Origin of the sequence: Gluconacetobacter tumulicola (genome assembly GCF_014174215.1) — a bacterium.
GTDB classification, from domain to species: domain Bacteria; phylum Pseudomonadota; class Alphaproteobacteria; order Acetobacterales; family Acetobacteraceae; genus Gluconacetobacter; species Gluconacetobacter tumulicola.
Genome location: NZ_JABEQL010000009.1, coordinates 75,576 through 101,108, shown reverse-complemented (window position 1 = coordinate 101,108; position 25,533 = coordinate 75,576). Strand labels below are relative to the sequence as shown.

The following is a 25,533-nucleotide window of genomic DNA, read 5'->3' as shown; positions in this document are numbered from 1 at the left end:
TGCGCCACCACGGGACGTCCATTCCGGCGGTAGCGTCACCCGCTGGAGTATTGTTCGAGCCTATCGGTCAGGTCTGGGAGCGTCAAGGAAGCTCCACGATTATTGCCTTAAAACTAAGCAATCTTTGCCAGAAGCGCCTTGAAATCGTCAGGCGGGGCGGTTTCGAAGAGCATCGCTTCGCCCGTGCCCGGGTGGGTGAAGCCCAGCCGCGCAGCATGCAGGGCCTGGCGCGGGAAATCCAGCGCGGCGCGCCGTGCGTCGTCCGGCAGGGTGCGCGCGGCTGCGGGGATGCGGCGCAGATAGACCGGATCGCCGACCAGCGGGTGGCCGCCATGGGAGAAATGCACGCGGATCTGATGTGTGCGGCCGGTCGCCAGCCGGCATTCCACCAGGCTGAGGCCGCCATGATGGGTGGCGAGGGTGCGGTAATGTGTCAGCGCCGCCTTGCCGCCATGTGTCACCACGGCCATGCGCTTGCGGTCGCGCTTGTCACGGCCGATCGCGCCTTCGAACCCGCCGCTGGCAGGGGTCATCAATCCCCATGCCAGGGCAAGATAGGTGCGGTCGATATTGCGCGTCGCGAAGGCGTCGGACAGTGCCGTGTGGGCCTGTTCGGTCTTGGCGACGACCATGACCCCCGACGTGTCCTTGTCCAGTCGGTGCACGATGCCCGGCCGCCGTTCACCGCCGATTCCCGTCAGGCTGTCGCCGCAATGGGCCAGCAGGGCGTTGACCAGCGTGCCATCCTCGTTGCCAGGTGCCGGATGGACCACCAGCCCGGCGGGTTTGTCGAGCACGATCAGGTGGGCATCCTCGTACAGGATGGTGAAGGGAATGCTCTGGGCCTGGGGTGTGGCGGGGATTGCCGGGGGCACCCTGATTTCATAACACAGGCCGGGCCGCACCGGATCGGCGGGCTCGCGCAGGATCTGGCCGTCGCGCAGAACGTGGCCGGCCTCCATCAGGGCCTTGACGCGCGAACGTGACAGCGTATCGAGCGCGTCGGCAAGGAAGCGGTCGGTCCGCTGGCCGGCATGCTCTTCGGTCGCGGTGAGGCGGATGGGGGGCGTGTCGTCGGTCATGTACGGCTCTTAACGGAAATCGCCCGGTCGGAACATCATGCCGGGCCAGGATGGATCAGGACAATCATGAATGGACAGGGCGTGAGGGAGACGGGATCTGCTCCGACGGTCTCCAGAGGGCTGTTGGCGGCCGTGATCGGCATGGGCGTGCTGCTGGCGGCGGGCTCGCTGGTGCTGGTCGGTGTGCTGGTCCATCGAATCGCGCATCCGCGGCCGGCGGCGATTGCACGGCCTGCCGCCGAGCCGGTGGCGTTGCCGGCGGGCGATTATGGCGAACTGGAGCTGGGCGAGCCTGCCGGCACGCATGTTACCGGCATGGTTCGGCAGGATGGGGGGCTGCTGGCAGTCGCGCTGGCCGGGGGCGGTCCGGACCGGGTGCTGCTGTGGGACGTCCAGCATCGGCGAATCATCGCGCGCCTGGTCCTGAATGCGGCCGCCGGGCAGGGCGCGCCCGCTCCGTAATCGCCTGAAAAGCTTCGATCTTGGAAAAAAAGCACCGCAAGCCAATTTTCATGTATCGGGTGGGTTGCGTCCCCTCTCGCGATGTCATAGAAGCTGCCTCGTCCAACGTCCCGTTCGTCTAGAGGCCTAGGACACCGCCCTTTCACGGCGGTAACACGGGTTCGAATCCCGTACGGGACGCCATTCTCATGGCAAAGAAATAAGATCGGGCTGCTGGCCGGCTCCGGTCCTATTGTTGGATATTTGTAATATCCTTGATAAATACAGTCTCACGCTCATGGTGCGAATGTGCACTTCAGGATACTGCCAGTCTTTTCCGCTCTCTTTCCTGTAGATCGTCGACGGGACGTCGATGGGCTACGTGGGCTGGCTGTTTTGCTGGTGGTCCTGTTTCATGCGGGATGGCTGCGCGGCGGTTTTGTCGGCGTTGACGTTTTTATCGTAATTTCTGGATATTTCATGGGGCGTTCAGCCCTGTTTCAGGTGCCCTTTCGGCCTGTCGATTTTATTTGCCGGCGTGTCTATCGCCTGTTGCCCGCTCTGCTTGGTATGATTGTTGTGGTTTCTGCAGCAATGTTGTGGTGGGTTCTGCCTAGCGATCGTGCTGACATTGCGCTCAATGGCGCTTATGCGCTTGTATATTTGTCAAATATTTTTGCGGCCAGGCATGTTGGGTATTTTGAGGGGCAGAGTATTGCTTACCCGTTCCTGCATACCTGGTCTTTGTCGCTGGAGATGCAGTTTTACGCCATTATATTTCTGATGGCGCTTTTCCTGCCATATGTAAGGCATCGTGGCTGGGCAATCGTGGGTATTTTTATTCTGTCCCTCATTTTTGACGTGGCTGAGCATCTGCATGGGGGCGGAACGGCATATTATAATATTTTCGACCGGATGTGGCAGTTCCTGCTTGGAACGATGATCTGGCTTTTGCCGCCGTTGCGTTTGTCTTCCCTTGTCGCAAATCTGGTCGCTGCCGCGGCTTGCCTGACGATCGTTCTGGCGGGGATATTCTATTCCATCAGCTTTGCTTGCCCATCTCCTCTGTCGATATTGCCCTGTGTGGCGACCGCGGCGTTAATCGTCATGCCTCAGACCTTGGTCTCGCGTCATGCCTTGCCAATTCTATCTCCGCTCGGTGTGATGTCCTATTCCGTCTATCTATGGCATTGGCCGGTTATTGTTTTGGCTAATTATGTAACGGCTTTTTATGTGCATGGATGGGTGATGGCCGGTGTGCTGATCCTGTCGCTGGTTGCAAGTTTTTTCAGTTATGTCTGTATCGAGCGCGTAGGGCTGGTATATGAGAAGCGCGCCTCTCCCGAAACGAGGCTGCGTAAGCTCGTAATGTTGGTGGGAAATAGTGTGCTTATTGCTTTCGGACTGTTCATCGTATCGGCGGTTTCACGTATTCGGTGAGATCGTTTGGCCGCTGGCGGTGTTTTTTATCATTATTTGAATGGTGTGCAGGCGGCCCGGGCGCGCGGGAAATTTTCTTTTATGGCGTGGACTGTAAAATCTCTTTCAGGGTTGGGTAGGCACTGCCGAGGTTTGTATATAGCTTAACCGTGTCATTCTGCGATCATATGGCCTCAAAACATGACCCTTTCCCTCGTCCGGCGCCGCTTGTTTCAGACGATTGCCGGTGGGCTGAGTCTTCCTCTCGGCAGTGCGGGCCGGGCAGCGACGCCGGATGACTGGTCGTTGTATTGTCAGCGCTTTGTTGCATCGGACGGCCGGGTTACTGACAATGGCAATGGTATGCAGTCCCACAGCGAAGGGCAGGGATATGGACTGCTGTTCGCTCAGGCCTTTGACGACCGTGCCACTTTCGACCGTATGTTCGTGTGGACTGAGCAGACTTTGAAGCGTCCGGATGATGCATTGCATGCATGGCATTATCTGCCTGATGCTTCGCCTCATGTTCCGGACCAGAACAATGCCACGGATGGTGATCTGCTGATCGCCCTGGCACTGGTGTTGGCGGGCCGGCGTTGGGGGCGTTCCGACCTGATCGAATCCGCTCGAGCGATCTATGCTGCGCTGCGGGCGCAGGTCGTGGTCACGGTCGGGCATCGCATGCTGCTTCTGCCCGGGCTTTATGGATTTTCGTCGTCGAATCATGTGGTTATAAACCCTTCTTATTATATCATGCCCTCGTTGATGGCTGCGTCGGATCTGGATGATCATGATATCTGGCAGCGGGTTATCCATGATGGGCTGGATCTGCTTCGGCAGGGGCGGTTTGGGCGCTGGAACCTGCCGCCGGATTGGATGCAGGTGACGAGTGAAGTCGTCACGATTGCCCGCGGTCATCCGGCGCGTTTCTCCTATGATGCAGTGCGTGTGCCGCTTTATTTGCAATGGGCCGGATTATTGGACGCGGATTTAAGAAGCGGGTTTATGCGCTACTGGAATGCCTGGGGGGAGGGGGGAATGCCGGCCTGGGTGGATCTGCGTAGTGGTATGACTGCGCCCTATAATGCGCCACTAGGTTTCTATGCGGTTGGAATCGCTAGTGGTCTTTTGGATATGCCCGGTGCCGGAAATGTGCCTTTCCCTGCCTTGGCTGCGAGTTCGAACTACTATTCGGCTTCGCTGACGCTGTTATCTTCGCTGATTTTGGGCGGCTTGGCATATGGTGTCGTTCAGCAGAAGGGCGCGTTCTGAAGGGGGTGTCGGGAAATGCGGATCGCCGCCTGCGCGCATTTGCAAACAGGCTCTGAGCGATTTTCAGCGACGGGTATTCAAAATCTGTGATCGTTATGAGGGTAGGGTCAAGCGCGGTTTACCTTTCTCACATGGCGTATCCTCTGTTTGTTCTGAAATATTTTGTAGCAGACCGAGGTGATCCGGGCGGACAGCCTGTCGGCTGAAGCATGCGGGCATTCAGCTTTCTCGGGTACGGTTGCCAATCTTCGTGCCATGCTGGCGAACAATTTTTTTGTTGCATTCAAAACGGATAATTTTTTTGCGTTTTCTGTGAAGCGTCTGCTTCGGCTTTATTGTCTAATTCTTTCTTTTTTGATGAATTTTGGTGCGCGCCATTTGATTTTCTTGGTATAGAAATGTCTTGATCGGCGACGTGACGAAATTTCATAAGCATGAGATAGTCGGGTTTGCCCCATTGTAGCGAAGCTGGGAGAGGGTGGGATGACTAGTGACGCAGGGCCTGAATTCCCTCTGATTGCCGATGCCATGCCCAAGGTTCGGGAGGGGCATAGGGATGACGGTGTCGATATTCCCGGGTTGCGGGCCGCAGTCGATTCACCGGGGCTGCCATATTGGTCGTTTGATAATATGGATCGGATTCCCGGCCGTTCGATGGCCTCCGGTGTGACTGACAAGGTTGTGTCGGAAGAGCAAGGCGCGCCCATGGCCTTTTCCCCGGCCAGCCGTGTTGCCGTCGATGGTCTTTCCGGACGGTCCGCGCCTCGGCCATCTTCCGCGCCATTCTCGTTGTTTGGCGGCGCTTTCACGACGCCTTCGCCCTCTGCTGCGCCGATGGACTCAGGTAAAGTGCCTTCGGCCGCCCGGCAGGAATCTGGTGATGATTTTGCAGCCTTTCGTGCGGCCCCGCAGGTGGGTATAGCGTCTGTTCCCATGTCGGCATCGGAGGCGCGTCGTATGCGATTGGCCGACATGTTTAGGGTGCTTGGCGGCGTAGCCACGGGCCGTCAGGCAGGATCGGGCCTGCATGATATATTCCGCTGACAGATAATTCGGGACAGATAGATTTTTTCATGATCGGCCATGCTGTGACTGACGCCTTTCGATGCCCCTGATCTGTTGCGTTTCGCCGAAGGGCGGCGTGGGTAAAAGCACGATAGCCGCCAATCTGGCGGTTAATTTGGCTCGTCTGCGCTCCCATCGCATCATCGCGGTGGATTTGGATCCCCAGAATATGCTCCGGCTTCATTTGGGTGTGCCGCTGGGAGAGGGGCGGGGTTTCATGCAGATGCTGCGTCAGCCGCAATTGTGGCAGCATGCTCTGCAGGACACGGCAGAGGGCGTCATGGTGCTGCCATACGGCACAATGGATATGGCGACTTCGCTTCATGCCTCGGCGGAACTGGAGAATTTTCCGGAGCTGTTGGCTGAGCCCCTGCGCCAGATCGCAGCCGATCCTCACGCTCTGGTTATTGTTGATACGGAACCGGGCCCTTCTGCTGCATTGCGGGCGCTTCTGCCGCGCATTGACCTGCTGTTGACGGTGCTGGCGGCGGACGCGGCTTCGATGGCGCTATTTACAGACATCGAGTCCGGCAGAGCGTACGGGCTGGGGCACGGTGGGCGCCAATGTTTTGTTATCAACCAATTCGATCCGATGACCCGCCTGGGGCCGACGATCGTGCGCAATCTAAGTGCACGGATGGGTAACCGGCTGGTGGGGGTGGTACATCGGGATGAGCATGTCGGCGAGGCGCTGGCTGCACAGAAGTCACTGGCCGCTTATGCCCCGCGGTCGCAGGCCAATCATGATCTGACCTTGATCTCGCATCGTCTGACCGCCCTGGTGAGGAGTTGATAAGCATGGTGAGCGGCATTCTTTCGGGTGCTCGCGCGCGGATGGATGCGATCGGCCGGGCCTGTCAACCTGTCATAGAAGGACGATATAGCCACGCCATTCTTGGTAGCTTCGTGGTGCTGGGCGGGGCTTGTCTGGCAATGGCCAGCATGGCACTGCTGTCCGACGACGCGCAATTGATTGTCGCGGTGGCGGGCATTGCGTTGTTCTTCTTGGTCAGTCGTTTTCCGGGCCGCGAGGCGACGCTGTTTTTGCAGGTCATGTCGCTCGTCGTCTCCGCGCGCTATCTCACATGGAGACTGACGGAAACGCTCGCATTCAGTTCTCTGTTCCAGATGATTCTGGTTCTGACTCTGTGCGGCGCGGAACTTTACGCTCTGATGATGCTGCTGCTCAGTTATTTCCAGACGATACGGCCGCTCAACCGCAAGCCGGTACCGATGCCTGCCGATTTGGCATGCTGGCCCATAGTCGATGTCTATGTTCCGACATATAATGAGGATCTGGATATCGTCCGTGCTACCGTACTGGCCTGTATAGGAATGGATTGGCCGGCGGACAAATTGAACGTGTACATCCTGGATGATGGACATCGTGACAATTTTCTTGAATTCGCGCGCGAGGTCGGGGTGGGCTATATTTCCCGACCCAATAATATACATGCCAAGGCCGGCAACCTGAATTATGCGATGACGCAGACAAGTGGTGAATATATTGCCATCTTCGATTGCGACCATGTACCTGTGCGGGCGTTTCTGCAGGCGACGATAGGATGGCTTATAGTCGATCCGACCCTGGCCATGATGCAGACGCCGCATCATTTCTATTCCCCGGATCCGTTCCAGCGGAATCTCGCCAACGGACAGAACGTGCCGCCTGAAGGCAACATATTTTATGGTCTGTTGCAGAATGGAAATGATTTTTGGAATGCAACTTTTTTTTGTGGATCCTGTGCCGTGCTGCGGCGCACCGCGTTGGAGCAGATTGGCGGGATCGCGACTGAAACGGTAACCGAGGATTGCCATACGGCGCTGAAACTACAGCGCCGGGGATGGTCCACGGCATTTCTGACCATGCCACTTGCCGCGGGTCTGGCAACCGAACGGCTCATTCTGCATATCGGCCAGCGCATGCGGTGGGCGCGTGGAATGTTGCAGATTCTGCGGCTGGATAATCCATTGTTCGGACCCGGTCTGAAGATTGCTCAACGGCTATGTTATTTTTCTGCCATGGCTGGATTTCTGTTCGCTATTCCGCGTCTGATCTTTCTGGTCTCCCCGCTCGCCTATCTGCTGTTCAACCAGACCCTGATCGCTGCATCACCCGAGGCGTTTCTGGCCTATGCTTTCCCGCATTTTTTTCATTCGATCGGGACGTCGGCGCGCGTGCAGAAGAACTGGCGCTATTCGTTCTGGAGCGAGATTTACGAAACGGTGCTTGCGCTCTTTCTCGTGCGAGTGACCATTATTACCTTGCTGTTTCCCAGGCACGGTAAGTTCAATGTGACCGAGAAGGGTGGAACGCTCCAGAGTGCATATACGGATTGGCGGGCGCTTTACCCGAATATCCTCCTTTGTACGGCCCTGGTGGCCGGTCTGGCATGGGGACTCCTACGCTTGGTCCTGATGCATAATGACACCATAACGTTCAATGCATTGTGGATGAACGAACTGTGGATTTCAGTCAGTACGATAATCGTGCTTGCTGCTATCACCGTGGGGCATGAGACGCGCCAGTTACGCCGCAACGCGCGCATTCATGCCGTGCTCCCCGTGACGATAGGCGGTGATGACGGGCGGCTTGTCAGGGGGATGACGGTTGATCTCTCGCGCGGAGGATGCCGAGTGCATCTGGATCCTGCGGATGTGAAGTCGTTTAGAACTGGTGCAGAACTAAAAGTGCACGTCGAATTACATGAGGGGCCTATTCCAGCCCGGGTTGCGACAGTGCGCGACGGAGTGATGAGCTTGGAATGGCAACCCGCTACGCTTCGTGATGAAGCACGGAGCATCCGCTTCGCCTTCGGACGCGCCGATGCATGGGTTAACTGGTCCGACTATCCCCCCGACCGTCCGCTCCGTAGTCTGTGGCTTGCAGTCAGTTCCATTCGCAACCTGAGCGTTCGACGTGACAAGCCGGCGAGCGCCCAGCGCCATAGGGAAGCGATTGCGGCGCGCCTGCGCGCCAGCCAGGCCGTGGGCAGAAGTGAGCGGCGCGCCGTAAGCCTGAGACCGCGTAAGACTAACATTACGATGATCGGCTTGCTCGCCCTTGGTTTAAGCATCAGCGGGGCTCAGGCTTCTCCTCCGTCTTTGGACGCGCCTGCGACGGGAGGTGGAGACGACACGCTGCCCTTGCCGAATGCGGGAGAGCATGCCGCAAGTCCTTCGGCTGGTGGGGCTCCGCTGATCATGGGTAACCCCGGACCGACTGCCACAGCGTCCACTGCCGTCGGAAATGTGGAACTTCCCGGCACGTCTACGCGGACATGGACCCTGCAGGAACTGGGCGCTCCCGCGTCCCTGCGCATGACGCCTTTTGCCTCGATCCAGGGCCTCGATTTCGGCCTGCCGCCCAGCCAGCTTGTGACCGACGCTCATGTCACGTTCAGCGGTTCTTTGTCGCCTTCCTTGCTGCCGCAGAGTAGCAGTATTACGATCCGACTAAATGATCAGTATGTTGGAACGATTCCTGTCAATCGCGATCATCCGGAATTCGGGCCGCTGACTTTTGCGGTTAATCCGGCCTTTTTCATGGGCAAGAATACGCTCAACTTTACCTTTGCAGGCCAGTATTCGGAAACGTGCGGTAACGAAATCAGCCCTGCTCTATGGGGTGAGATTTCGGGGCAGTCTACCATCAGCATTACGACAGCTCCTTTGCCCGCGCGGCGCATCCTGTCCGCTCTGCCTGCGCCGTTTCTCGATACGGCGATGAACGAGCGCGCCGTTGTTCCTGTCATCATGCCCGCAAAGCTCGATACGTCGTCGCAGCAGGACATTGCGGTGTTGAAAGCGGCATCCGTGGTTTCGTCCTGGTTCGGCAGGATCGTGGACTTCCATCATGTCACCTTTCCGGTTTCGGAGGAGGTTCCGCTGGGGGGAAATGCGGTGGCGATCGGTGTGCTCAACCGCCTGCCGCCCGTAATAGCCAAAGCCGTAAATGTTGTTGGCCCCACGGTGGCGGAAATTGCCAATCCGAGCGACCCGTTCGGTACAATCCTGGTGGTGAGCGGAAGGAATGAAGCAGAACTGCTGACCGCGGCGCGCGGGCTTGCCTTCATGTCCAACACATTTGGCGATGTATCGAGCCTGACGGTTGCCCCTGTCACCTTGTCCCATCGGAAACCATACGACGCGCCAGCTTTCCTGCCGACTGATCGGTTGGTCCGGTTTGGCGAGCTGGTCAACCTTGGCAACCTGCAGGGCCATGGTTATGTTCCGGGTACGCTGGCGATACCTTTCCGGATCTCCCCGGATCTCTATACATGGCGCGGCAGATCCTTCGAGGCCGATTTCCAGATTCGGACGCCGCTGGGCAGCATAATCGACATGGCCCAGTCCCGAGTGGATGTAAGCCTGAACGACGTTTATCTGCGCAGCTATTCCTGGGCTTTGCCGGATCGTCTGCCGAGCTGGATCAGCCGGTTTCTGCCACATGCTTCACAGATCCATAGGGATAAGGTGAACCTGCCGCTGTGGAGCGTTTATGGCCAGAATCAGTTGAAGTTCTATTTTGACGGACGCCCGTTGGCGCGGCGGGACTGCAGTGCGATTCCGCAAGATCTGACCGTTGGAATCGATCCGGATTCAACTCTGGATTTCCGGCGGGCCTATCATTTGGCGACGATGCCCAATCTGGCCTATTTCGCGAATAGTGGCTTTCCCTTTACCCGCATGGCCGATCTATCGCAGACAGCGATCGTATTGCCTTCCCGGCCTGGGACCGCATTCCTGACCGCCTATCTGGACTTGATGGGCATGTTCGGTTCCTTCACCTGGTATCCGACCGAAGGGATAACGATCGTGGGACCGAATGGCCTGGAGGCGGTGCAGGATGACGATCTGATCGTCATGGCTACGCTGCCGGGCAGCGATATTGTGTCATCCATTTTGGCGGGTACACCATATCGGCTCGAAAACGGCCAGCTACGCCTTGCGGAACGTTCTCTCCTGGACGGCATTCGCTATGCTTTTCCCGAAAGCAAATCGTCCCAGCCCGATACGGCGGCGCTGGAGGGATCAGCATCATTGGGCGGAGGTGGCGCGCTGATCGGCGCCCAGTCGCCCTTTGCGGCCAATCGGTCTGTCGTAATGATGCTGGGTGGTACGCCGCAAGGGTTGGAGGACCTGATTCATACGATACGGGATACCACCCTGCAAAAAGGGGTGCAGGGTGACCTTACCGTCGTCAATGGGCAAAAGATCATCGCTTCACGCAGTGGCAAGACCTACACGATCGGTTCATTGCCCTGGTGGCTATGGTCCGACTGGTTCCTGCGCGAGCACCCTTTGCGCGTGATCCTTCTCTCTATCGCGGGTTCGCTGGTCGTCGGTCTGTCACTGCATAAGGGATTATCGTTGCGCGCGGCGCGGCGGCAGGCCTATCTGGATGCAAGTGGCAGCGGGAAGAATGCATGACGGTTAGCGGTCGTCTAACTGTTCGCCTGGGGCTGCTGCTGATAGGCGGCGGGACGGTTGTGTCCGTGCCGGTTCACGCCCAGGCTCAGAATGCGGGGCAAGGGGGCGAGCTCCCGCCGCCGCCGGCCGCAAGCTCGGCCGCTGCAGGCGCTTCCGCCGGGTCGTTGGTGCCGTTGCTGATCCAGCGGGCGCAATATTGGTATGATCAGGGGCGTTACGGCAACGCGCAGGATGCGCTGAGCCAGGTCAAGCAAATCGCCCCCAATGATCCTCGCGTTCTGGCGTTGACCGGCCAGTGGGCTCTACGGCAGGGGGATCTTGGCGGGGCGCTACGCGTCGCGGCTTCCCTTCGGACATTGGCTCCGGACGCGCCGGAAACCATACGGCTCGATCAGGCGCTCCATTTGCAAGATACGTCGCAGGGTGAATTACCCGCGATCCGTGCCCTGGCACAGGCAGGACGAACGGCTGCGGCTGCGGCTGGCTACCGGCGCCTGTTTCCTAACGGGCCGCCTCCGCAATATGCCGTGGAATATTATCAGACCCTCGCTGGAGCCGTGGGGTATCGTGATCGGGGGCGCGAGGGGCTTCGTGCGCTGGTTGCGGCCAACCCGAACGATATGGCTGCCCAACTCGCCTATGCGCAGGCTTTGACATGGCTCCCCGCCACCCGTCAGGACGGGCTGACGCGCTTAACGAAGCTGGCATCGATATCCAGTCTCTCCGCGGATGATCTCGCGGCCGTGCGGCGAGACTGGCGGGAGGCGTTGCATTGGCTGCCCGAGGTGCCGGAAAGCACCCCTTATTTCGATGCTTGGCTGAAGGTGAATCCCAGCGATAATGAAATCAGCCGTCTGCGGCAGCGGGCATCGGCTGCCGAATCCGAACATGCGGTGCTGGAGCGCACTCAAGCCTATCAGGACCTGTCCACCAGTGAAATCACGGACGCCGACAAGCATTTCAGCAATGCTCTAGCCCAGGCGCCGAACGATGCTGATGCTTTGGGCGGACTGGGATTGGTGCGTATGCGCCAGGGGCAGATGGCGCAAGCCCGGGATCTGCTGGAAAAGGCAATGCAAGCCGATCCCTCTTCGGCGGCAAGGTGGCAAAGCGCGCTGAATGCCACAAAGGTTTCCGGCTCATACGAGCAGGTGCGCCGCCTGATGGAGCAGGGGCAGTATGATGCCGCAGGCCGGGCAGTCGACGCCGCCCTGCAAGTCGATCCATCACAAACCATGCTGGTGGCGCTGCGAGGCGAAATCGCACGGCGGCGCGGCCGGACGGCAGAGGCTGAAGCGTCATATCGTCAGGCGATACGCACCGAGCCTGACAACGTGGTGGCGCTGGAAGGTTTATACCAGATCCTGCGCGAATCCGGCCGCACGCAGGAAGCCGATATGCTGATCGCCCGGATACGGCGTCTGTCACCGGCATTCGAACAGCAGATGGCGGGGAACGAGCTGATCGCGCAGGCGGAACGGGCGACGACGCTTGACGACCGTATTTCCCTGTTGCGGCAGGGGCTGGAGGACCGGGGGAATGATCCCTGGCTGCGCCTCCGCTTGGCGCAGGCTCTTCTGCAGGCCGACCAGCGGACCGAAGCGCGAGAGGTGATGGCTCCGCTCTTGTCGCTAGGTAGAGCGGCGTCCGTGGCGGAATTGCAGGCCGGGATCTATTTTGCCAACCAGGCGAATGACTTTTCTGCCGCGCGACAATTGCTGCAGCGGCTGCCGCGCGGGAGCCGTACGCCCGATATTCGGCGCATCGCGGACAGGGTTGAGGAACTGCAACTGGTCCAGGACGCGCCACCGGATGCGGAAGAGGCCCGATTGTATTTCATGCAGATCGCGCGCCGCGGCAATGATCCTGATGGCGAGCGAGGCCGGATGATCGCCACTGCTCTGCTGGATCGCGACGATCCAAAAGGAGCGAGCGCTGTCTTGCAGACTTTCATGAACGCAGGTTCGCTGACAGTCCGCCAGCGGATTGCCTATGCTGGTTTGTTCATGCGCATGCAGGAACCGGAGCGCGCGCGCTATCTCCTTGAAAGGATAGAAGGTTCCAGCCTGACCTCGGATGACAGCGTTGCGCTGCGGAATATCCAGGCAGGGCTTGCGATCATGACGGCCGATCGCCTGAATGCCGAAGGGCGCCGTGCCGATGCGTATGACGCGTTGGCACCGGCCCTGACGACCGACCAGCCTGATCCGGCGGCGCGGCTGGCGTTGGCGCGCCTCTATCAGTCGGCGAACCAGACGCGTAAGGCGCTGTCGATCGCCCGTGCGGTCATCACGCGATATCCTAACGATCTGGATGCCCGGCTGGCAGTGGTGCGGCTGGCGTTGCAGAACGATGACTTCGCATTGGCTGAAGAGCAGCTTCGCTTCATGACGGAGGAGGCGCCCGCCGATCCGCGTACCTGGCTGGCTTCAGCGACGCTTCATCGTGCGGGCGGTAACTGGACTGCCAGCCTCAGCGACCTTGCCAGAGCCCGTGATCTGAGAATGCAGCAAATCGGCAATCAGGAGCGGGCGGGAGGCGGACGCGATGGCGGCGTGTTGATCGACGGCGAGAGTGCCCGGATCAATCCCTTCCGCAACACGGCACAGGCCAAGACAGATGGCGGAGTCGGAACGCAGGATCCAATCCTGCGTAACATTGATAGCGATATCGCGAGCACAACGCAGGAATTCGCTCCCTTCGTTGATGCTGGACCGATCTTTCGGGGACGTTCCGGCACGGGCCTGAACCAGTTGACCGAGGGTGATCTGCCGATCACAGGCTCCTTTGCGCTTGGCACAGGGCGGATGTCGCTGAATGTGACGCCGACCGTTCTGGCATCGGGTGTTGGCAGCATGGATTACGTGGAGGGGCTGCGTGAAATCGGGACTGCGGCGCTAACGAAGGAATATGGCGCCGTGGCCAACCGCTTCCACGCTGTCGGCGTGGGAACAAATCTGGCCTATGCATGGAAATGGCTGAAGGTGGACGTTGGATCGTCTCCCCTGGGTTTCCGTGAGACGAATGTACTGGCCGGGGTGGAGGTCAGCCCGCAGATCACTAACCAGCTGCGTATTCGGGTTGCCGCCGACCGGCGGGCAGTGACCGATAGCGTGCTGGCCTATGCCGGCCTGCATGATGGTTTGACGGGCAGCAATTGGGGAGGGGTGGTCCGCAATCGTTTGAACGGGCAATTGGAATACGGGGATCCGCTGCTCAATTTCTATGTTCGTGGAGGCTTCGCCTATATCCAGGGGCATAACGTCCAGGACAATGAGGAATATGAATCTGGCGCCGGTGGCAGCGTTTCGGTTTTCAAGGATACGACAAACGAGGTTCGGCTGGGCGTGGACCTGACCTGGTTTAAATATAACAACAACCAGTATCTGTTCAGTCTCGGCAATGGTGGATATTTCTCTCCACAGTCTTATTTCGCGCTGCTGGTGCCGGTGCGCTATTCGGGCCACTCCGGAAATTGGCTGTGGAATGTTAATGGTTCGATCGGTTATCAGTCCTATAGTTCGCGTTCCTCGTTGTTCTATCCGACCAGACCTGAGTTGCAGGAGCAGTTGGATATTGCTGATCCGACTGCGGCCGTAGCAGGGGGCGCATCCGATTCCGGTTTGGTCGGCGGTGCGAGCGGTCACCTGTCTTATCAGGTGACGTCGGCGCTGCGCGTTTCCGGCGATTTTCAGTATCAGAAGGCGGGGCCGTGGAACGAGACGACCGCCGGCCTTTCGCTTCATTACTCTCTGCTTGGGACGCCATGATGTTTTCTGACGTGTTATTTCTTCGGACATTTGCGGGTAGTTTCGACGAGCAGGTGGGGGAGGCGGCGCGTGACCGCTTCCTGCGTGTTGTCGGTACCCGGATGGCCGAACGGCTGTTGCTTCCCCCCTGCGCGACGATCGAGGCATTGGAACTTGAGTTGAACGCCGCGTTAGCGCTGATACAGTGGGGCACGGCCTCGCTGCACATGGATCGGGACAGTCGGCGGCTGCTGATCCGTCATGTAGGGCTGCCCAAGGTTGGTGGATTGGGTGCGCCCGCCGGGACCTGGCTTCTGGCGTGCCTTGCCGGGCTATATGAAACATGGATTGGACGACAGCCCGATGCAACGCCTGGTTGCGTGATTTCGTGGGATGCCGGTCAGGATTGCAGCGACGGAACTATTGTTCTCGAATATGGAATGGCGCAAAAATAATCCTTCGCAGTACGGTGACGGCTGCGCCATAAGATATGGAAACGGATCGGTGCGCCCACCTTTCTGTCATTGACCTTGTGAAGGAAAGTTTCTTTGGCGCCGCTTCTTCTTGGTTTGACCATTCTGCTGGTTGGCGATAGCCACGTGACGTTTAAAAACACGCTTCTGGCCACGCTTCCGGACGAACTGACGCGCCAGGGGGCCAAGGTCATCAGCTATGGCCTCTGTTCTTCGAAGCCGGAGGACTGGGTGGATGAAAAACCGACCAACACGTGTGGATCCACCATGCGGGTTGGCGTCGAGCCCATTACCCTGTCGATGCAGCCCGGGGATGTGCCGCCCAATATTCCGGCCCTGCTGGAAAAATGGCATCCCAATGCGGTGATCGTCGTCTTTGGCGACGCGATGGCCGGGTATGGGCAGAAGGATATGCCGACCAATTGGATTGACGATCAGGTCCATGCATTGGTCGATCAGGTCGGTTCAACCAACTGCATATGGGTCGGGCCGACTTGGGGGGCGTATAACCCCCGTTACGGCAAGACCGACGAGCGGACGCTTCAATTGGCTGCTCTTTTGAAAAAAGACGTTCAGCCTTGTCATTACATTGATTCGACAACCCTGATGTCTCGCGGGCACGTTGAAACTGAAGACGGTATCCATCTGACAACCGCCGAATATCAGAAATGGAGCGCCGCCCTGTCAGCCCAGATCATACCGCTATTAGTTCATAAATCCTGATCCAGCCCCCGCCATGCCACGAGGCCTTGCAGATAGTGCAAGGCCTCGTGGCATTTCGTTGCGATCCGTTGTTCACACCGAACGGTAATCACTCGGAGCGTCTTCCCTGGGGCGGCCCATTACGTGCTCCACGCGGGCATAAGATAACATTGTATTCTTGATATCCGGCCAGCCCGTTGCCCAAGAACGATAACGCGGCGGTGGCGGCTATTTCGCCCTCCCATGACACCGGATGGCGACGATCAGTCTATCTGAGGCGTTATCTGACGTCATATCAAGACCTTAGCATTCGTCTGCTGAAAATCATGACGATGAACTTGTCGGGTGGAGGTCCGGGCGGGAATCGAACCCACATACGCGGATTTGCAGTCCGCTGCATCACCATTCTGCCACCGGACCCGACATGGTGCGTTGGCTATATCCACGCTCTTGCGGTGTTGGTCAAGCCGTTGTGTGCAGGGGGCCTGCTAGGCAGATGGCGCACGGGGACATAAAACGGGCTCAGGCTAGGGAAATGCCCCAGGGAACCACCGAAGATGGGGCCCGTGCCGTGGGTTACGTTGCGAAGGGAACGCCATGAACCAGTCCGCGCCTGGAGATGCCATCCTCGATTACGATGCCGCGCGGCAGCGGATGGTGGATGCCCAGATCCGTCCCGTGCAGATCAATGATCCGCGAATCGTCGCCGCCATGCGTGTGCTGCCGCGCGAATCCTGTGTCCCGGCTTCGCTGCGGACCATCGCCTATGCCGACCAGAGCCTGGAGTTGGGCCACGGCCGGGTGCTGACCGAGCCGCGCATTGCCGGCCGCATGGTCCAGATCGCCGAGCCCGTGGCCGGGCAGCGCGCGCTGGTGGTGGGGGCGGGGACCGGATACATCGCGGCCCTGCTGGCGCGTCTGGGCCTGAAGGTCGTGGCGCTGGAGTCGGATGCGGCCCTGAGCGCGATCGGTAAAGCATTCTGTGCTGCCGAGGCGCCGGACGTGGTGTGGCGGGACGGCAAGCTGGCGGCGGGCGCGGCGGGCGATTCGCCGTTCGACCTGATCCTGATCGACGGTGCCGTGCGTGCGGTGCCATCGGCCCTGGTAGATCAGCTTGCGCCGCATGGCAGGATTGTCTGTGTGATCTGGCCCGAAGGTGGCGTGGCGGCGGCCAGCATCGGGGAAGCCTCCGCGACCGGGCTGGCGACGCGGCCTGTGTTCGATGTCGCGCTGCCGCTGCTGCCCGAACTGGAACCGGCGCCGGCCTTTGCGTTCTGAAGCCTGATACCGTTTGATATATTCTTTACCTGGAAATGCGATACCCAACCCCGGGTAGCATTTCCGGGGAGAGACGAATGAAGCGCGGGTGCGGAATTGGGGCTGGGATGGCTGCCCTATTGTGCAGTTCGGCCGCGTGGGCGCAGCGCTATGACGGCAGCGGGTCGCCGACCTTCGTCCCTCATACATTGCAGGAGGCCCTGGCCGCGGCCTACCTGACCAACCCCACCTTGCAGAAGGAGCGCGCGACCCTGCGCGCGACCGACGAGCAGGTGCCCACTGCGTTGGCCGGCTGGCGGCCCACCGTGACCAGCAATGCCGGCATGACCTATTTTTCCGGCGTCAGCACCATGGCCGCGCAGAACGGCTATGCCGGTTACAGCCGCAAATATGATGTCCCCGGCTATACGGCCGGGGTCACGATCTCGCAGCCGCTCTATTCCGGCGGGCGGACCACGGCCAGCACCCATAAGGCGGTCAATGCCGTGATGGCCGAGCGGGCGCAACTGATCGCGACCGAACAGCAGGTCTTCAGCGACGTGGTCAGCGCCTATGTCGGCGTGATCGAGAATGAGCAGCTGCTGCAGCTCAATATCAATAACGAAAAAGTGCTGCAGGAACAGCTGCGTGCGACCTCGGAGCGATTCCGGGTCGGCGAGATTACGCGGACCGATGTGGCCCAGGCCGAGGCCGCGCTGGCCAGCGCCCGCGCCTCCCGCCAGGAGGCCGAAGGCACGTTGCAGACGGCCCAGGCGACCTATGCCCAGGTCATCGGCATGTCGCCGCCGCCCAATCTGGTACCGCCGCAGCCACTGGTGCTGCCGGCGCATTCGCAGAACGAGGCGATCGCCCAGGCGGTGCAGAACAATCCGAACGTCATCGGTGCCCTGTTTACCGAGGCATCGCAGAAGGACGCGGTCGGCGTGGCCATGGCCGCGATCATGCCCCAGATCTCGGCCGAGGCGAGCTACGAGCACGGGCTCAACCAGAGCAGTGGCCGCTCTCTGATGGACGACAAATATGCGACGGTGAACATCCAGTTCCCGCTCTATCAGGGCGGGTCGGAATATGCCGCCGTGCGGCAGGCGCGCCAGCAGGTATCCGAGGCGCATCGCGCGGTGGATATCGCGCGCCGCGCGGCGATGCAGCTTGCCTCGTCGAACTGGCAGCAGCTGGTGGCCTATACGGCGGCGATCAAGAGCAACCGGATCGCCATTGAATCGAACATCGTCGCCCTGGATGGTGTCGAACGCCAGGCGATCGTCGGCACCAGCACGACGCTGGAAGTGTTGCAGCAGCAGCAGACCCTGCTTCAGGCACAGGTGGCGCTGGTGCAGAGCCTGAGCAACCTTGTGACCGCATCCTATGGGGTGGCGGCCGCCATCGGCCGGCTGACGGCGCAGGATCTGAAGCTGGATGTGCCGCGCTATGACGAGACCGCCTATTACAAGGCGGTCAAGGACCGGCTATGGGGGATCAGCGACCAGGCGGAGAACCAGCCGGGGCGCTGATGTCATTCCGGCCACTGCCGGGCAACGGTGACCAGGGGGCGAAATGGCCAGGATGGCGTGCCGAAGCATGGTCTTGCTGGTGCTCGTGATGCCGGCGGCCCCAAGTGCGGTTGCCGCGCGGCCCGCCCATCGTCCCTTCGATACCAATATCTATGTCGCCATTCCGTCGCAGGCCGTGCCGGCTTCATCGTCCGTTACGGCCACGACGTTGCCGGATGGCGGGGGAGAACGGCTGGACGTCGTGGGCAAGCGGACGGTTTACGCAGCGGCGCCGGTGCCGGACCATCGGGTCCGCAAGCCGGCGGGGGACGATGGTTTCGACATTCCGCTCGGTCCGCTGGGCAAATTCCGTCTGGGGGGCGGTGGGGGGCCAGACCCGCATCATGATCCGGTAACGGGGACCTACCTGGCGCCGTTCGGCGAGGCGTATGAAGGATCGAGTCCCCTGATGACCCGCTGAGGCCATTCCCGCCGGCCCGGCGTTTCTTTCGGGACGAAGTTCGCTATAAGCGGCGGACCGGAGGGGTTTGCCCTGTCCGGCCGATTTTCCTTCATGCTCAGGTCTGGTTTTGCGATGCTGAACAAGTCTTTCTCGCCCGGCGAGATCGAACCCGCCCTCTATGCGGAATGGGAGCGTGAAGGCGCGTTCTCGGCCGTGCCGGGCAGCAGCGCGCAGCCTTATACGATCATGATTCCGCCGCCCAACGTCACTGGCACGCTGCATGTGGGCCATGCGCTGACCATGACGTTGCAGGACACGCTGATCCGCTGGCGGCGGATGCAGGGCCGTGACACGCTGTGGCAGCCGGGCACCGACCATGCCGGCATCGCCACCCAGATGGTGGTGGAGCGCACCTTGCAGAAGGAGGGCACCAGCCGGCAGGCGCTGGGGCGCGAGGCCTTCGAACAGCGTGTGTGGCAGTGGAAGGGCGAATCCGGCGGTGGCATTACCACCCAGCTTCGTCGCCTGGGCGCGTCGCTCGACTGGCCGCGCGAGCGCTTCACCATGGATGAGGGTCTCTCCAAGGCGGTGCTGGAGGTGTTCGTCACCCTGTATCGCGAGGGGCTGATCTATCGCGACCGGCGGCTGGTGAACTGGGACCCGGCCTTCCGTTCGGCGATTTCGGACCTCGAAGTCGATAACCGCGAGATGCAGGGTAACCTGTGGTATATCCGCTATCCGGTCGCCGACGATGCGGAAGGGCGGACCATTACGGTTGCGACCACGCGCCCCGAGACGCTGCTGGGTGACATGGCGGTGGCCGTGCATCCGGAGGATGAACGCTATACCGACCTGATTGGCCGGTCGGTCGTCCTGCCGCTGACCGGGCGGCGGATTCCCATCGTCGCCGATAGCTATTCCGACCCCGAGAAGGGCAGCGGCGCGGTCAAGATCACGCCTGCGCATGATTTCAACGATTTCGAGGTCGGGCGCCGGCACAGCCTGGCGATGCCCAGCGTGCTGGACGAGGACGCGCGGGTGACGCTGGCGGAGATTGCCGACGATCTGCACGCGGTGGAGGGGCTGGCGGACCCGGCCTTCACGCGCGGGCTGGAAGGCCTGGGCCGTGACGAGGCGCGCAAGGCCGTAGTGGCGGAGCTGGAGCGGCTGGGCTGGCTGGAGAAGATCGAGCCGCACCGCAACCAGGTGCCGCATGCCGAGCGCAGCGGCGCGGTGGTCGAGCCGCGCCTGACCACCCAATGGTATTGCGATGCCGCGACCCTGGCCGGACCGGCCATCGCGGCGGTGGAGACGGGGCAGGTGCGCTTCGTGCCGCAGCAGTGGGAGAACACGTTCTTCGCCTGGATGCGCGATATCCAGCCCTGGTGCATCAGCCGCCAGCTCTGGTGGGGGCATCGCATTCCGGCCTGGTACGGGCCGGATGGGCATGTCTTCGTGGCGCATGACGAGGTTCAGGCCCAGGCCGAGGCCCGCGCGCATTACGGGCAGGACGAGGTGCTGACCCGCGACGAGGATGTGCTGGATACCTGGTTCTCGTCCGCGCTATGGCCGTTCTCGACGCTTGGCTGGCCGGAGAAGACGGCGGATCTGGCGCGCTACTACCCGACCGACGTGCTGGTGACGGGCTTCGACATCATCTTCTTCTGGGTGGCCCGGATGATGATGATGGGCCTGCATTTCATGAAGGATGTGCCGTTCCGCACCGTGTTCATCCATGGGCTGGTGCGCGATGAGCGCGGCCAGAAAATGTCCAAGAGCAAGGGCAATGGCATCGATCCGCTCGACATGATCGAGCAGTACGGTGCCGATGCCATGCGCTTTACCGTGTGCGCGCTGACCGGGCTGGGGCGTGACGTCAAGCTGGGCCAGAAGCGGATCGAGGAATACCGGTCGTTCGTGACCAAGATCTGGAATGCCGCGCGCTTCTGCGAGATGAATGGCGTGGCCCCGGTTGCGGATTTCCGGCCCGAGAGCGTGACCTCGCCGCTGGGCCGCTGGCTGCTGGATGAAGCCGCCCGTGCGGCGGCCGATGCCGATGCGGCGCTGGAGGCCTATCGTTTCGACGAATATGCCGCCGTCTGCTACCGGTTCGTCTGGAACTGCTTCTGCGACTGGTTCCTGGAATTCGCCAAGCCGGTCTTCACCGGCGCGGATGAGGCCCTGGCGGCCGAGATCCGTGCGGTGGCGGCGCATGTTCTGGGGCTGATCCTGCGCCTGTTGCAGCCGGTGATGCCCTTTGTGACCGACGAATTGTGGGTGCAGTTCGGCTTCGGTGCGCGTGGCAGCCTGATGACGGCGCCCTGGCCGGTGCCCGAGCGCCCGGCGGATGCGGCCGAGGCGGTGGCGGAACTGGACTGGGTGATCCGCTTCATCTCCGCGATCCGGACCGTGCGGGCGGAAATGAACGTGCCGCCCTCGCGCCTGGCGCCGGTGCTGCTGCGCGATGCCGATGCCCGGACTATCGAGCGGGCGACCCGCTGGGCGGAGGCGATCGGCCGCATGGCGCGCGTATCGGCGGTCGAGCCGCTGACCGGCGAGATGCCGCGTGGCGCCGCCCAGCTTGTGGTGGACGAGGCGACGCTGGTGATTCCGCTGGCGGGCATCATCGATCTGGATCAGGAGCGGCAGCGGCTGGAGAAGGAGCGCGGCCGGCTGGATGGGGAGATCGTGAAGGTCGAGCGCAAGCTGGGTAATGCGGATTTCGTCGCCCGTGCCAAGCCTGAGGTTGTCGAGGAAAATCGCGAGCGGCTGGCGCAGTTCCGGGATGAGCGCGTGCGTGTGGAGGCGGCGCTGGGATACCTCGCCTGAGGGGCAGACCGAAACACGCGTCGGATTGGCGTCCGGCGTGCATGTTCGGTCAGGCTCCGCGGGTGGTCACGTTCCCTCCATCACGATCGCTTCTCTTTCAATCCCTGTCGGAGCATCACATCTTCGAACGGTGCGGTGCGAATCCGCGGCAGGAGAGATGAGATGACGAACGGAACGAAGGGGCGTGACCCATCCTGGCAGACCGCCTATCTGGCGGGTGGCTGCTTCTGGTGTACCGAAGCCGCCTTGCGCGAACTGGCGGGGATCGAGGACGTGATGCCCGGCTATGCCGGTGGTGATGTCGCGAACCCGAGCTACGAGCAGGTATGCACCGGCCGGACCGGTCATGCCGAACTTGTCAGCGTGACGTTTGACCCGAACGTGCTGTCCTATGCCGATCTGTTGCGGATCTTCTTCACGATACACGATCCGACGACCCTGAATCGGCAGGGGGAGGATGTCGGCACGCAATATCGCTCGGTCATCTTCTACGCGACGCCGGAGCAGGAGCGGGTGGCGCGTGAGGTGCGGGACGAGATCACGGCGGCGCAAGTGTGGCCCGATCCGATCGTGACCGAGATCCAGAAGCTGACGCAGTTCTACGAGGCTGAGGCCTATCACCACGATTATTTCGCCAAGCACCCGGAGCGCGGCTATTGCGCGGCGGTGATCGCGCCCAAGGTGGCGAAGGTGCGGCGGGTTTTCTATGACCGGCTGGCGCTGGCCCGCCAGTAACGGGGGATCATTCGGTCTCGTCGTCCAGAAAGAGCTGGTCCGCTTCCTCGTCGTAATCGAACAGTTCGGCGTAGCGGGCCCAGCCGATCAGGGTTTGCAGGGTCTGCTTGGCATAGTCGGGCGACATGCTGTCTTCCAGTTCCTCGCGGAACCGCTCGGCACTGGCGCGGTGGTTCGGCCGTTCGTCCAGCACCGAGCGGATCACACGCACCAGCGGGACGTTGTGCAGCAGGCTGTGCCAGAGGATCTGCCGCCGTTCGTCGTGGCTGCTCTGGACGAAGCGGGCGCCTTCGGTCGTCAGCAGGATGTCGCCATCCTCCAGTTCGGCGAATTCCAGCAATTGCAGCGATTCACCCAGTGGGAACAGATCGTCAAGCGCCAGTTGCAGGCGTGAAGCGAGGAGCGGCAGGTCGGCGCGCCCGTCCAGCGGATCGGCGGCCAGGGTTTCCATCATCCCCACCATCGTATTCATCGGCAGTTCGGGCAGGGCGACCTGGACCGGGGCCGCCGCCTGTGGCGCGGCCTCGCCAAGGGGGAGTTCGGCCTCGGACACGATCGGCGCCCGGCGGGTCATCAGCGCGTAGATCTGGTCGACCAGTTGACGGAAGGCCGGGTCCTCGCGGTTGCGGGGGTGGGCGAAGGGAACGGCGAGTTCGTGCGCCACGCGGCCCGGATTGGAGGAAAAGACCAGGATGCGGTCGCACATCAGCACCGCTTCCTCGATATTGTGGGTGACCAGCAGCATGGATTTGACCGGCAGCTTGCGCTCGGCCCACAGCTCGATCAGGTCGGTGCGGAGGTTTTCCGCCGTCAGCACGTCCAGCGCCGAGAAGGGCTCGTCCATCAGCAGCAGGTCGGGCTGGACCACCAGCGCCCGCGCCAGCCCCACGCGCTGGCGCATGCCGCCCGACAATTCCTTGGGATAGGCGTTTTCGTAGCCGCCCAGGCCGATCAGGTCGATCGCATCCTCGGCCAGACGGTCGCGCTCGGCGGCGGCGATGCCCTTGGCCTCCAGCCCCAGTTCCACATTCTTCTGCACGCTCAGCCAGGGGAACAGGGCGAAGGACTGGAATACCATCGCAATGCCGGGCACCGGTCCCGAGACCGGGTTGCCCTTCCACAGGATGCTGCCCTCGGTGGGGGGCAGCAGGCCGGCCACGATGCGCAGCAGCGTCGATTTGCCCGACCCCGACCGGCCCAGCAGGCCGACGATCTCGCCCGAGCGCAGGGTCAGGTTCACGTCGTCCAGCACCACCAGGTCGGCGGCGGCGCCCTTGTGGTAGGCCTGGCGGCAGCCGGTGACGCGGATCAGCTCTTCCTGATCTTCGATCTGGGAGGAAGGCGAGAGGGTCATGGCGCGGTCCCGAGCGGTGATCAGACGAAGGCGAAGTGGCGGCGGGCGTAATCGGCCAGCGGGCGCCACACCGCGCGATTGAACAGCAGAACGGACGTCGCCATGACCGTCATGCCCAGCCCGACATGGGCGGTGTCGCCCGCGACCGTGGCGCGGGCGATATAGGCGCCCAGCCCGTGGGCGGCCAGATGGTCGTCGCCCCAGCTTGCGACCTCGGCGGCGATGGCGGCGTTCCAGGCGCCGCCGGAGGCGGTGATGGCCCCCGTGATGTAGTGCGGCAGGATGCCCGGCAGGGCGACCCGCAGCCACCAGAGCGGGCCGCGCACCTGCAGGCTGCGCGCGACCTCCAGCAGGTCGGCGGGAAAGGAGGATGCGGCGGCCACGACGTTGAACAGGATATACCACTGGGTGCCCAGGATCATCAGCGGGGTCAGCCAGAGATCGCTGCTGAGGCGGAAATGGACGATCAGCACCACGAAGATCGGGAAGAAGAGATTGGCCGGGAATGCGGCCATGAACTGGGCGACGAACTGCGTGCGCCGGGCGCGGGTGGGATCGAGCCCCAGCCAGATGCCCGCCGGTACCCAGACCAGCGAGGCCAGCAGCACCATGGCGACCACCCGCAGCAGCGTCAGCCCGCCCAGCCCGACGACATGCAGCAGTTCGGGCAGCGAGAAAGTGGCGCGGGCGTAGATCCATACCTGCCACAGGGCGAGCAGGCTCAGCCCGGCGAGCAGGGCGCTCCATCCCAGATCGAGCAGGCGAGACGGCACGACGATACCGCGCCGTGCCTCGTGCGGGCGGCGGCCGAGGGGCAGGCCGCCGATGGCGGTCAGGCCCTCGCCGATGGCATCGGTCATGCGGCGTAGCAGGGCCGTGCGGCGCAGCAGCACCAGCATCCAGGGATCGGACGTGGGCGCGCTATCGGACGATGCGGTGCCGAAGCGCGCGGACCAGGCGACCAGCGGCCGGAAGAGCAGTTGGTCATAGGCCAGGATCACCACCAGCATCGTCAGGATGGCGTAGAGAACCGCCCACAGATCGCGCTGCGCGATGGCGGTGCCGACATAGGAGCCGATGCCGGGAAGCAGGATATCGGTGTTTCCGACTGTGATCGTCTCGGAATAGACCACCATGAACCAGCCGCCGGACATCGAGACCATGGCGTTCCACACCAGGCCGGGCACGGCGAAGGGCACGTCCAGCCGCCAGAATTTCTGCCATGCCGTCAGGCCGAAGCCGCGCGCGACCTCTTCCAGGTCCGGCGGCACGGCGCGCAGCGACTGGTACATGCTGAAGGCCATGTTCCAGGCCTGGCTGGTGAAGATGGTGAAGATCGCCGCCAGTTCGGCCCCCAGGATGCGCCCGGGGAACAGGCCCATGAAGAAGACGACCGTGAAGGTGAGGAACCCCAGGATCGGCACCGATTGCAGCACGTCCAGCACCGGCACCAGGATCAGCGCGGCGCGGCGGCTCTTGGCGGCCCAGACCGCATAGGTGAAGGTGAACAGCAGCGACGCGCCCAGGGCCGCGAACATGCGCATGGTCGTGCGCACGGCGTAGCCGGGCAGCCATGCGGGATCGAGATGGATCGCGGCGGCATTCGGCGCCGTGATGGGCGCCAGCATGTGGCGCCCGGCCGTGGCCAGCAGCACGGCCAGCCCCAGCATGCACAGCAGGGCGGCCAGATCGAACAGGTTGGGCCGGCTGTCGCGGGATAAAAAGGCGGGAAGCCAACGCGCCGTCAT

Annotated in this window: 17 protein-coding genes and 2 tRNA genes; 15 read left to right on the top strand and 4 right to left on the bottom strand. The window is 61.7% G+C overall.

The features are described from left to right. Positions 1 to 113: 113 nt before the first annotated feature. On the bottom strand, positions 114 to 1,082 hold the full coding sequence (locus tag HLH29_RS08715) for an RluA family pseudouridine synthase (protein ID WP_182965845.1): 969 nt from the start codon (positions 1,080 to 1,082) through the stop codon (positions 114 to 116). A gap of 132 nt (positions 1,083 to 1,214) precedes the next feature. Between HLH29_RS08715 and HLH29_RS08710 the strand changes: the two genes are divergently transcribed. The 10 genes from HLH29_RS08710 (at position 1,215) to HLH29_RS08665 (ending at position 15,657) form a co-directional block, all read left to right on the top strand. Next, entirely contained in the window at positions 1,215 to 1,544 is a 330-nt protein-coding gene (locus HLH29_RS08710; RefSeq protein ID WP_338030209.1) for a hypothetical protein, read from the top strand. A 107-nt stretch (positions 1,545 to 1,651) separates the two neighbouring features. Continuing rightward, positions 1,652 to 1,727, top strand: a tRNA-Glu gene (locus HLH29_RS08705). 105 nt (positions 1,728 to 1,832) lie between these two features. Beyond that, on the top strand, positions 1,833 to 2,963 hold the full coding sequence (locus HLH29_RS08700) for an acyltransferase family protein (protein ID WP_338030206.1): 1,131 nt from the start codon (positions 1,833 to 1,835) through the stop codon (positions 2,961 to 2,963). A 180-nt stretch (positions 2,964 to 3,143) separates the two neighbouring features. Continuing rightward, entirely contained in the window at positions 3,144 to 4,214 is a 1,071-nt protein-coding gene (locus HLH29_RS08695) for a glycosyl hydrolase family 8 (protein WP_182965841.1), read from the top strand. Between the two features lie 483 nt (positions 4,215 to 4,697). Beyond that, positions 4,698 to 5,258 (top strand): hypothetical protein, encoded by a 561-nt coding sequence (locus tag HLH29_RS08690; protein ID WP_182965839.1) that lies wholly within the window; start codon positions 4,698 to 4,700, stop codon positions 5,256 to 5,258. A gap of 61 nt (positions 5,259 to 5,319) precedes the next feature. Further along, positions 5,320 to 6,072, top strand: a complete 753-nt coding sequence (bcsQ, locus tag HLH29_RS08685; RefSeq protein WP_246374025.1) for a cellulose biosynthesis protein BcsQ — start codon at positions 5,320 to 5,322, stop codon at positions 6,070 to 6,072. A 5-nt stretch (positions 6,073 to 6,077) separates the two neighbouring features. Then, on the top strand, positions 6,078 to 10,712 hold the full coding sequence (gene bcsA / locus HLH29_RS08680) for a UDP-forming cellulose synthase catalytic subunit (protein ID WP_182965835.1): 4,635 nt from the start codon (positions 6,078 to 6,080) through the stop codon (positions 10,710 to 10,712). 167 nt (positions 10,713 to 10,879) lie between these two features. After that, positions 10,880 to 14,482, top strand: a complete 3,603-nt coding sequence (locus tag HLH29_RS08675; protein ID WP_182965833.1) for a cellulose synthase subunit BcsC-related outer membrane protein — start codon at positions 10,880 to 10,882, stop codon at positions 14,480 to 14,482. After that, complete coding sequence (gene bcsD, locus HLH29_RS08670; protein ID WP_182965831.1) at positions 14,479 to 14,916, top strand: cellulose biosynthesis protein BcsD; 438 nt, start codon at positions 14,479 to 14,481, stop codon at positions 14,914 to 14,916. Before HLH29_RS08675 ends, bcsD begins: the two co-directional genes overlap by 4 nt. Positions 14,917 to 15,009: 93 nt before the next feature. After that, entirely contained in the window at positions 15,010 to 15,657 is a 648-nt protein-coding gene (locus HLH29_RS08665; RefSeq protein WP_182965829.1) for an SGNH/GDSL hydrolase family protein, read from the top strand. 325 nt (positions 15,658 to 15,982) lie between these two features. Here HLH29_RS08665 and HLH29_RS08660 read toward each other — a convergent pair. After that, a tRNA-Cys gene (locus tag HLH29_RS08660) sits at positions 15,983 to 16,056 on the bottom strand. A 177-nt stretch (positions 16,057 to 16,233) separates the two neighbouring features. Here HLH29_RS08660 and HLH29_RS08655 point away from each other — a divergent pair. From HLH29_RS08655 to msrA, 5 genes are all read left to right on the top strand, one after another. Next, on the top strand, positions 16,234 to 16,914 hold the full coding sequence (locus HLH29_RS08655; RefSeq protein WP_182965827.1) for a protein-L-isoaspartate O-methyltransferase family protein: 681 nt from the start codon (positions 16,234 to 16,236) through the stop codon (positions 16,912 to 16,914). A 77-nt stretch (positions 16,915 to 16,991) separates the two neighbouring features. Continuing rightward, positions 16,992 to 18,425 carry a TolC family outer membrane protein gene (locus HLH29_RS08650; RefSeq protein ID WP_182965825.1) on the top strand — a complete coding sequence of 478 codons (1,434 nt, stop codon included), beginning with the start codon at positions 16,992 to 16,994 and terminating at the stop codon, positions 18,423 to 18,425. A gap of 67 nt (positions 18,426 to 18,492) precedes the next feature. After that, positions 18,493 to 18,885, top strand: a complete 393-nt coding sequence (locus HLH29_RS08645) for a hypothetical protein (protein ID WP_182965823.1) — start codon at positions 18,493 to 18,495, stop codon at positions 18,883 to 18,885. A gap of 114 nt (positions 18,886 to 18,999) precedes the next feature. Continuing rightward, positions 19,000 to 21,696, top strand: a complete 2,697-nt coding sequence (locus HLH29_RS08640; RefSeq protein WP_182965821.1) for a valine--tRNA ligase — start codon at positions 19,000 to 19,002, stop codon at positions 21,694 to 21,696. Positions 21,697 to 21,858: 162 nt separating this feature from the next. Beyond that, positions 21,859 to 22,431, top strand: coding sequence for a peptide-methionine (S)-S-oxide reductase MsrA (msrA, locus tag HLH29_RS08635; RefSeq protein ID WP_182965819.1), 573 nt, complete (start codon positions 21,859 to 21,861; stop codon positions 22,429 to 22,431). A gap of 7 nt (positions 22,432 to 22,438) precedes the next feature. On the opposite strand, the gene HLH29_RS08630 is transcribed toward msrA, so the two are convergent. Both HLH29_RS08630 and HLH29_RS08625 read right to left on the bottom strand, forming a co-directional pair. After that, entirely contained in the window at positions 22,439 to 23,785 is a 1,347-nt protein-coding gene (locus HLH29_RS08630; RefSeq protein ID WP_182965817.1) for an ABC transporter ATP-binding protein, read from the bottom strand. A gap of 20 nt (positions 23,786 to 23,805) precedes the next feature. Further along, the gene (locus tag HLH29_RS08625; protein ID WP_182965815.1) at positions 23,806 to 25,533 is read right to left on the bottom strand and encodes an ABC transporter permease; all 1,728 of its coding nucleotides are present in this window, start codon (positions 25,531 to 25,533) and stop codon (positions 23,806 to 23,808) included.

Excerpts from the sequence above, each read along its gene's own strand:
- HLH29_RS08715 (WP_182965845.1), bottom strand. The coding sequence starts at position 1,082 with ATGACCGACGACACGCCCCCCATCCGCCTCACCGCGACCGAAGAGCAT.
- HLH29_RS08695 (WP_182965841.1), top strand. The coding sequence starts at position 3,144 with ATGACCCTTTCCCTCGTCCGGCGCCGCTTGTTTCAGACGATTGCCGGT.
- HLH29_RS08690 (WP_182965839.1), top strand. The coding sequence starts at position 4,698 with ATGACTAGTGACGCAGGGCCTGAATTCCCTCTGATTGCCGATGCCATG.
- bcsQ (WP_246374025.1), top strand. The coding sequence starts at position 5,320 with ATGCCCCTGATCTGTTGCGTTTCGCCGAAGGGCGGCGTGGGTAAAAGC.
- bcsA (WP_182965835.1), top strand. The coding sequence starts at position 6,078 with ATGGTGAGCGGCATTCTTTCGGGTGCTCGCGCGCGGATGGATGCGATC.
- bcsD (WP_182965831.1), top strand. The coding sequence starts at position 14,479 with ATGATGTTTTCTGACGTGTTATTTCTTCGGACATTTGCGGGTAGTTTC.
- HLH29_RS08655 (WP_182965827.1), top strand. The coding sequence starts at position 16,234 with ATGAACCAGTCCGCGCCTGGAGATGCCATCCTCGATTACGATGCCGCG.
- HLH29_RS08650 (WP_182965825.1), top strand. The coding sequence starts at position 16,992 with ATGAAGCGCGGGTGCGGAATTGGGGCTGGGATGGCTGCCCTATTGTGC.
- HLH29_RS08645 (WP_182965823.1), top strand. The coding sequence starts at position 18,493 with ATGGTCTTGCTGGTGCTCGTGATGCCGGCGGCCCCAAGTGCGGTTGCC.
- HLH29_RS08640 (WP_182965821.1), top strand. The coding sequence starts at position 19,000 with ATGCTGAACAAGTCTTTCTCGCCCGGCGAGATCGAACCCGCCCTCTAT.
- msrA (WP_182965819.1), top strand. The coding sequence starts at position 21,859 with ATGACGAACGGAACGAAGGGGCGTGACCCATCCTGGCAGACCGCCTAT.
- HLH29_RS08630 (WP_182965817.1), bottom strand. The coding sequence starts at position 23,785 with ATGACCCTCTCGCCTTCCTCCCAGATCGAAGATCAGGAAGAGCTGATC.
- HLH29_RS08625 (WP_182965815.1), bottom strand. The coding sequence starts at position 25,533 with ATGACGGCGCGTTGGCTTCCCGCCTTTTTATCCCGCGACAGCCGGCCC.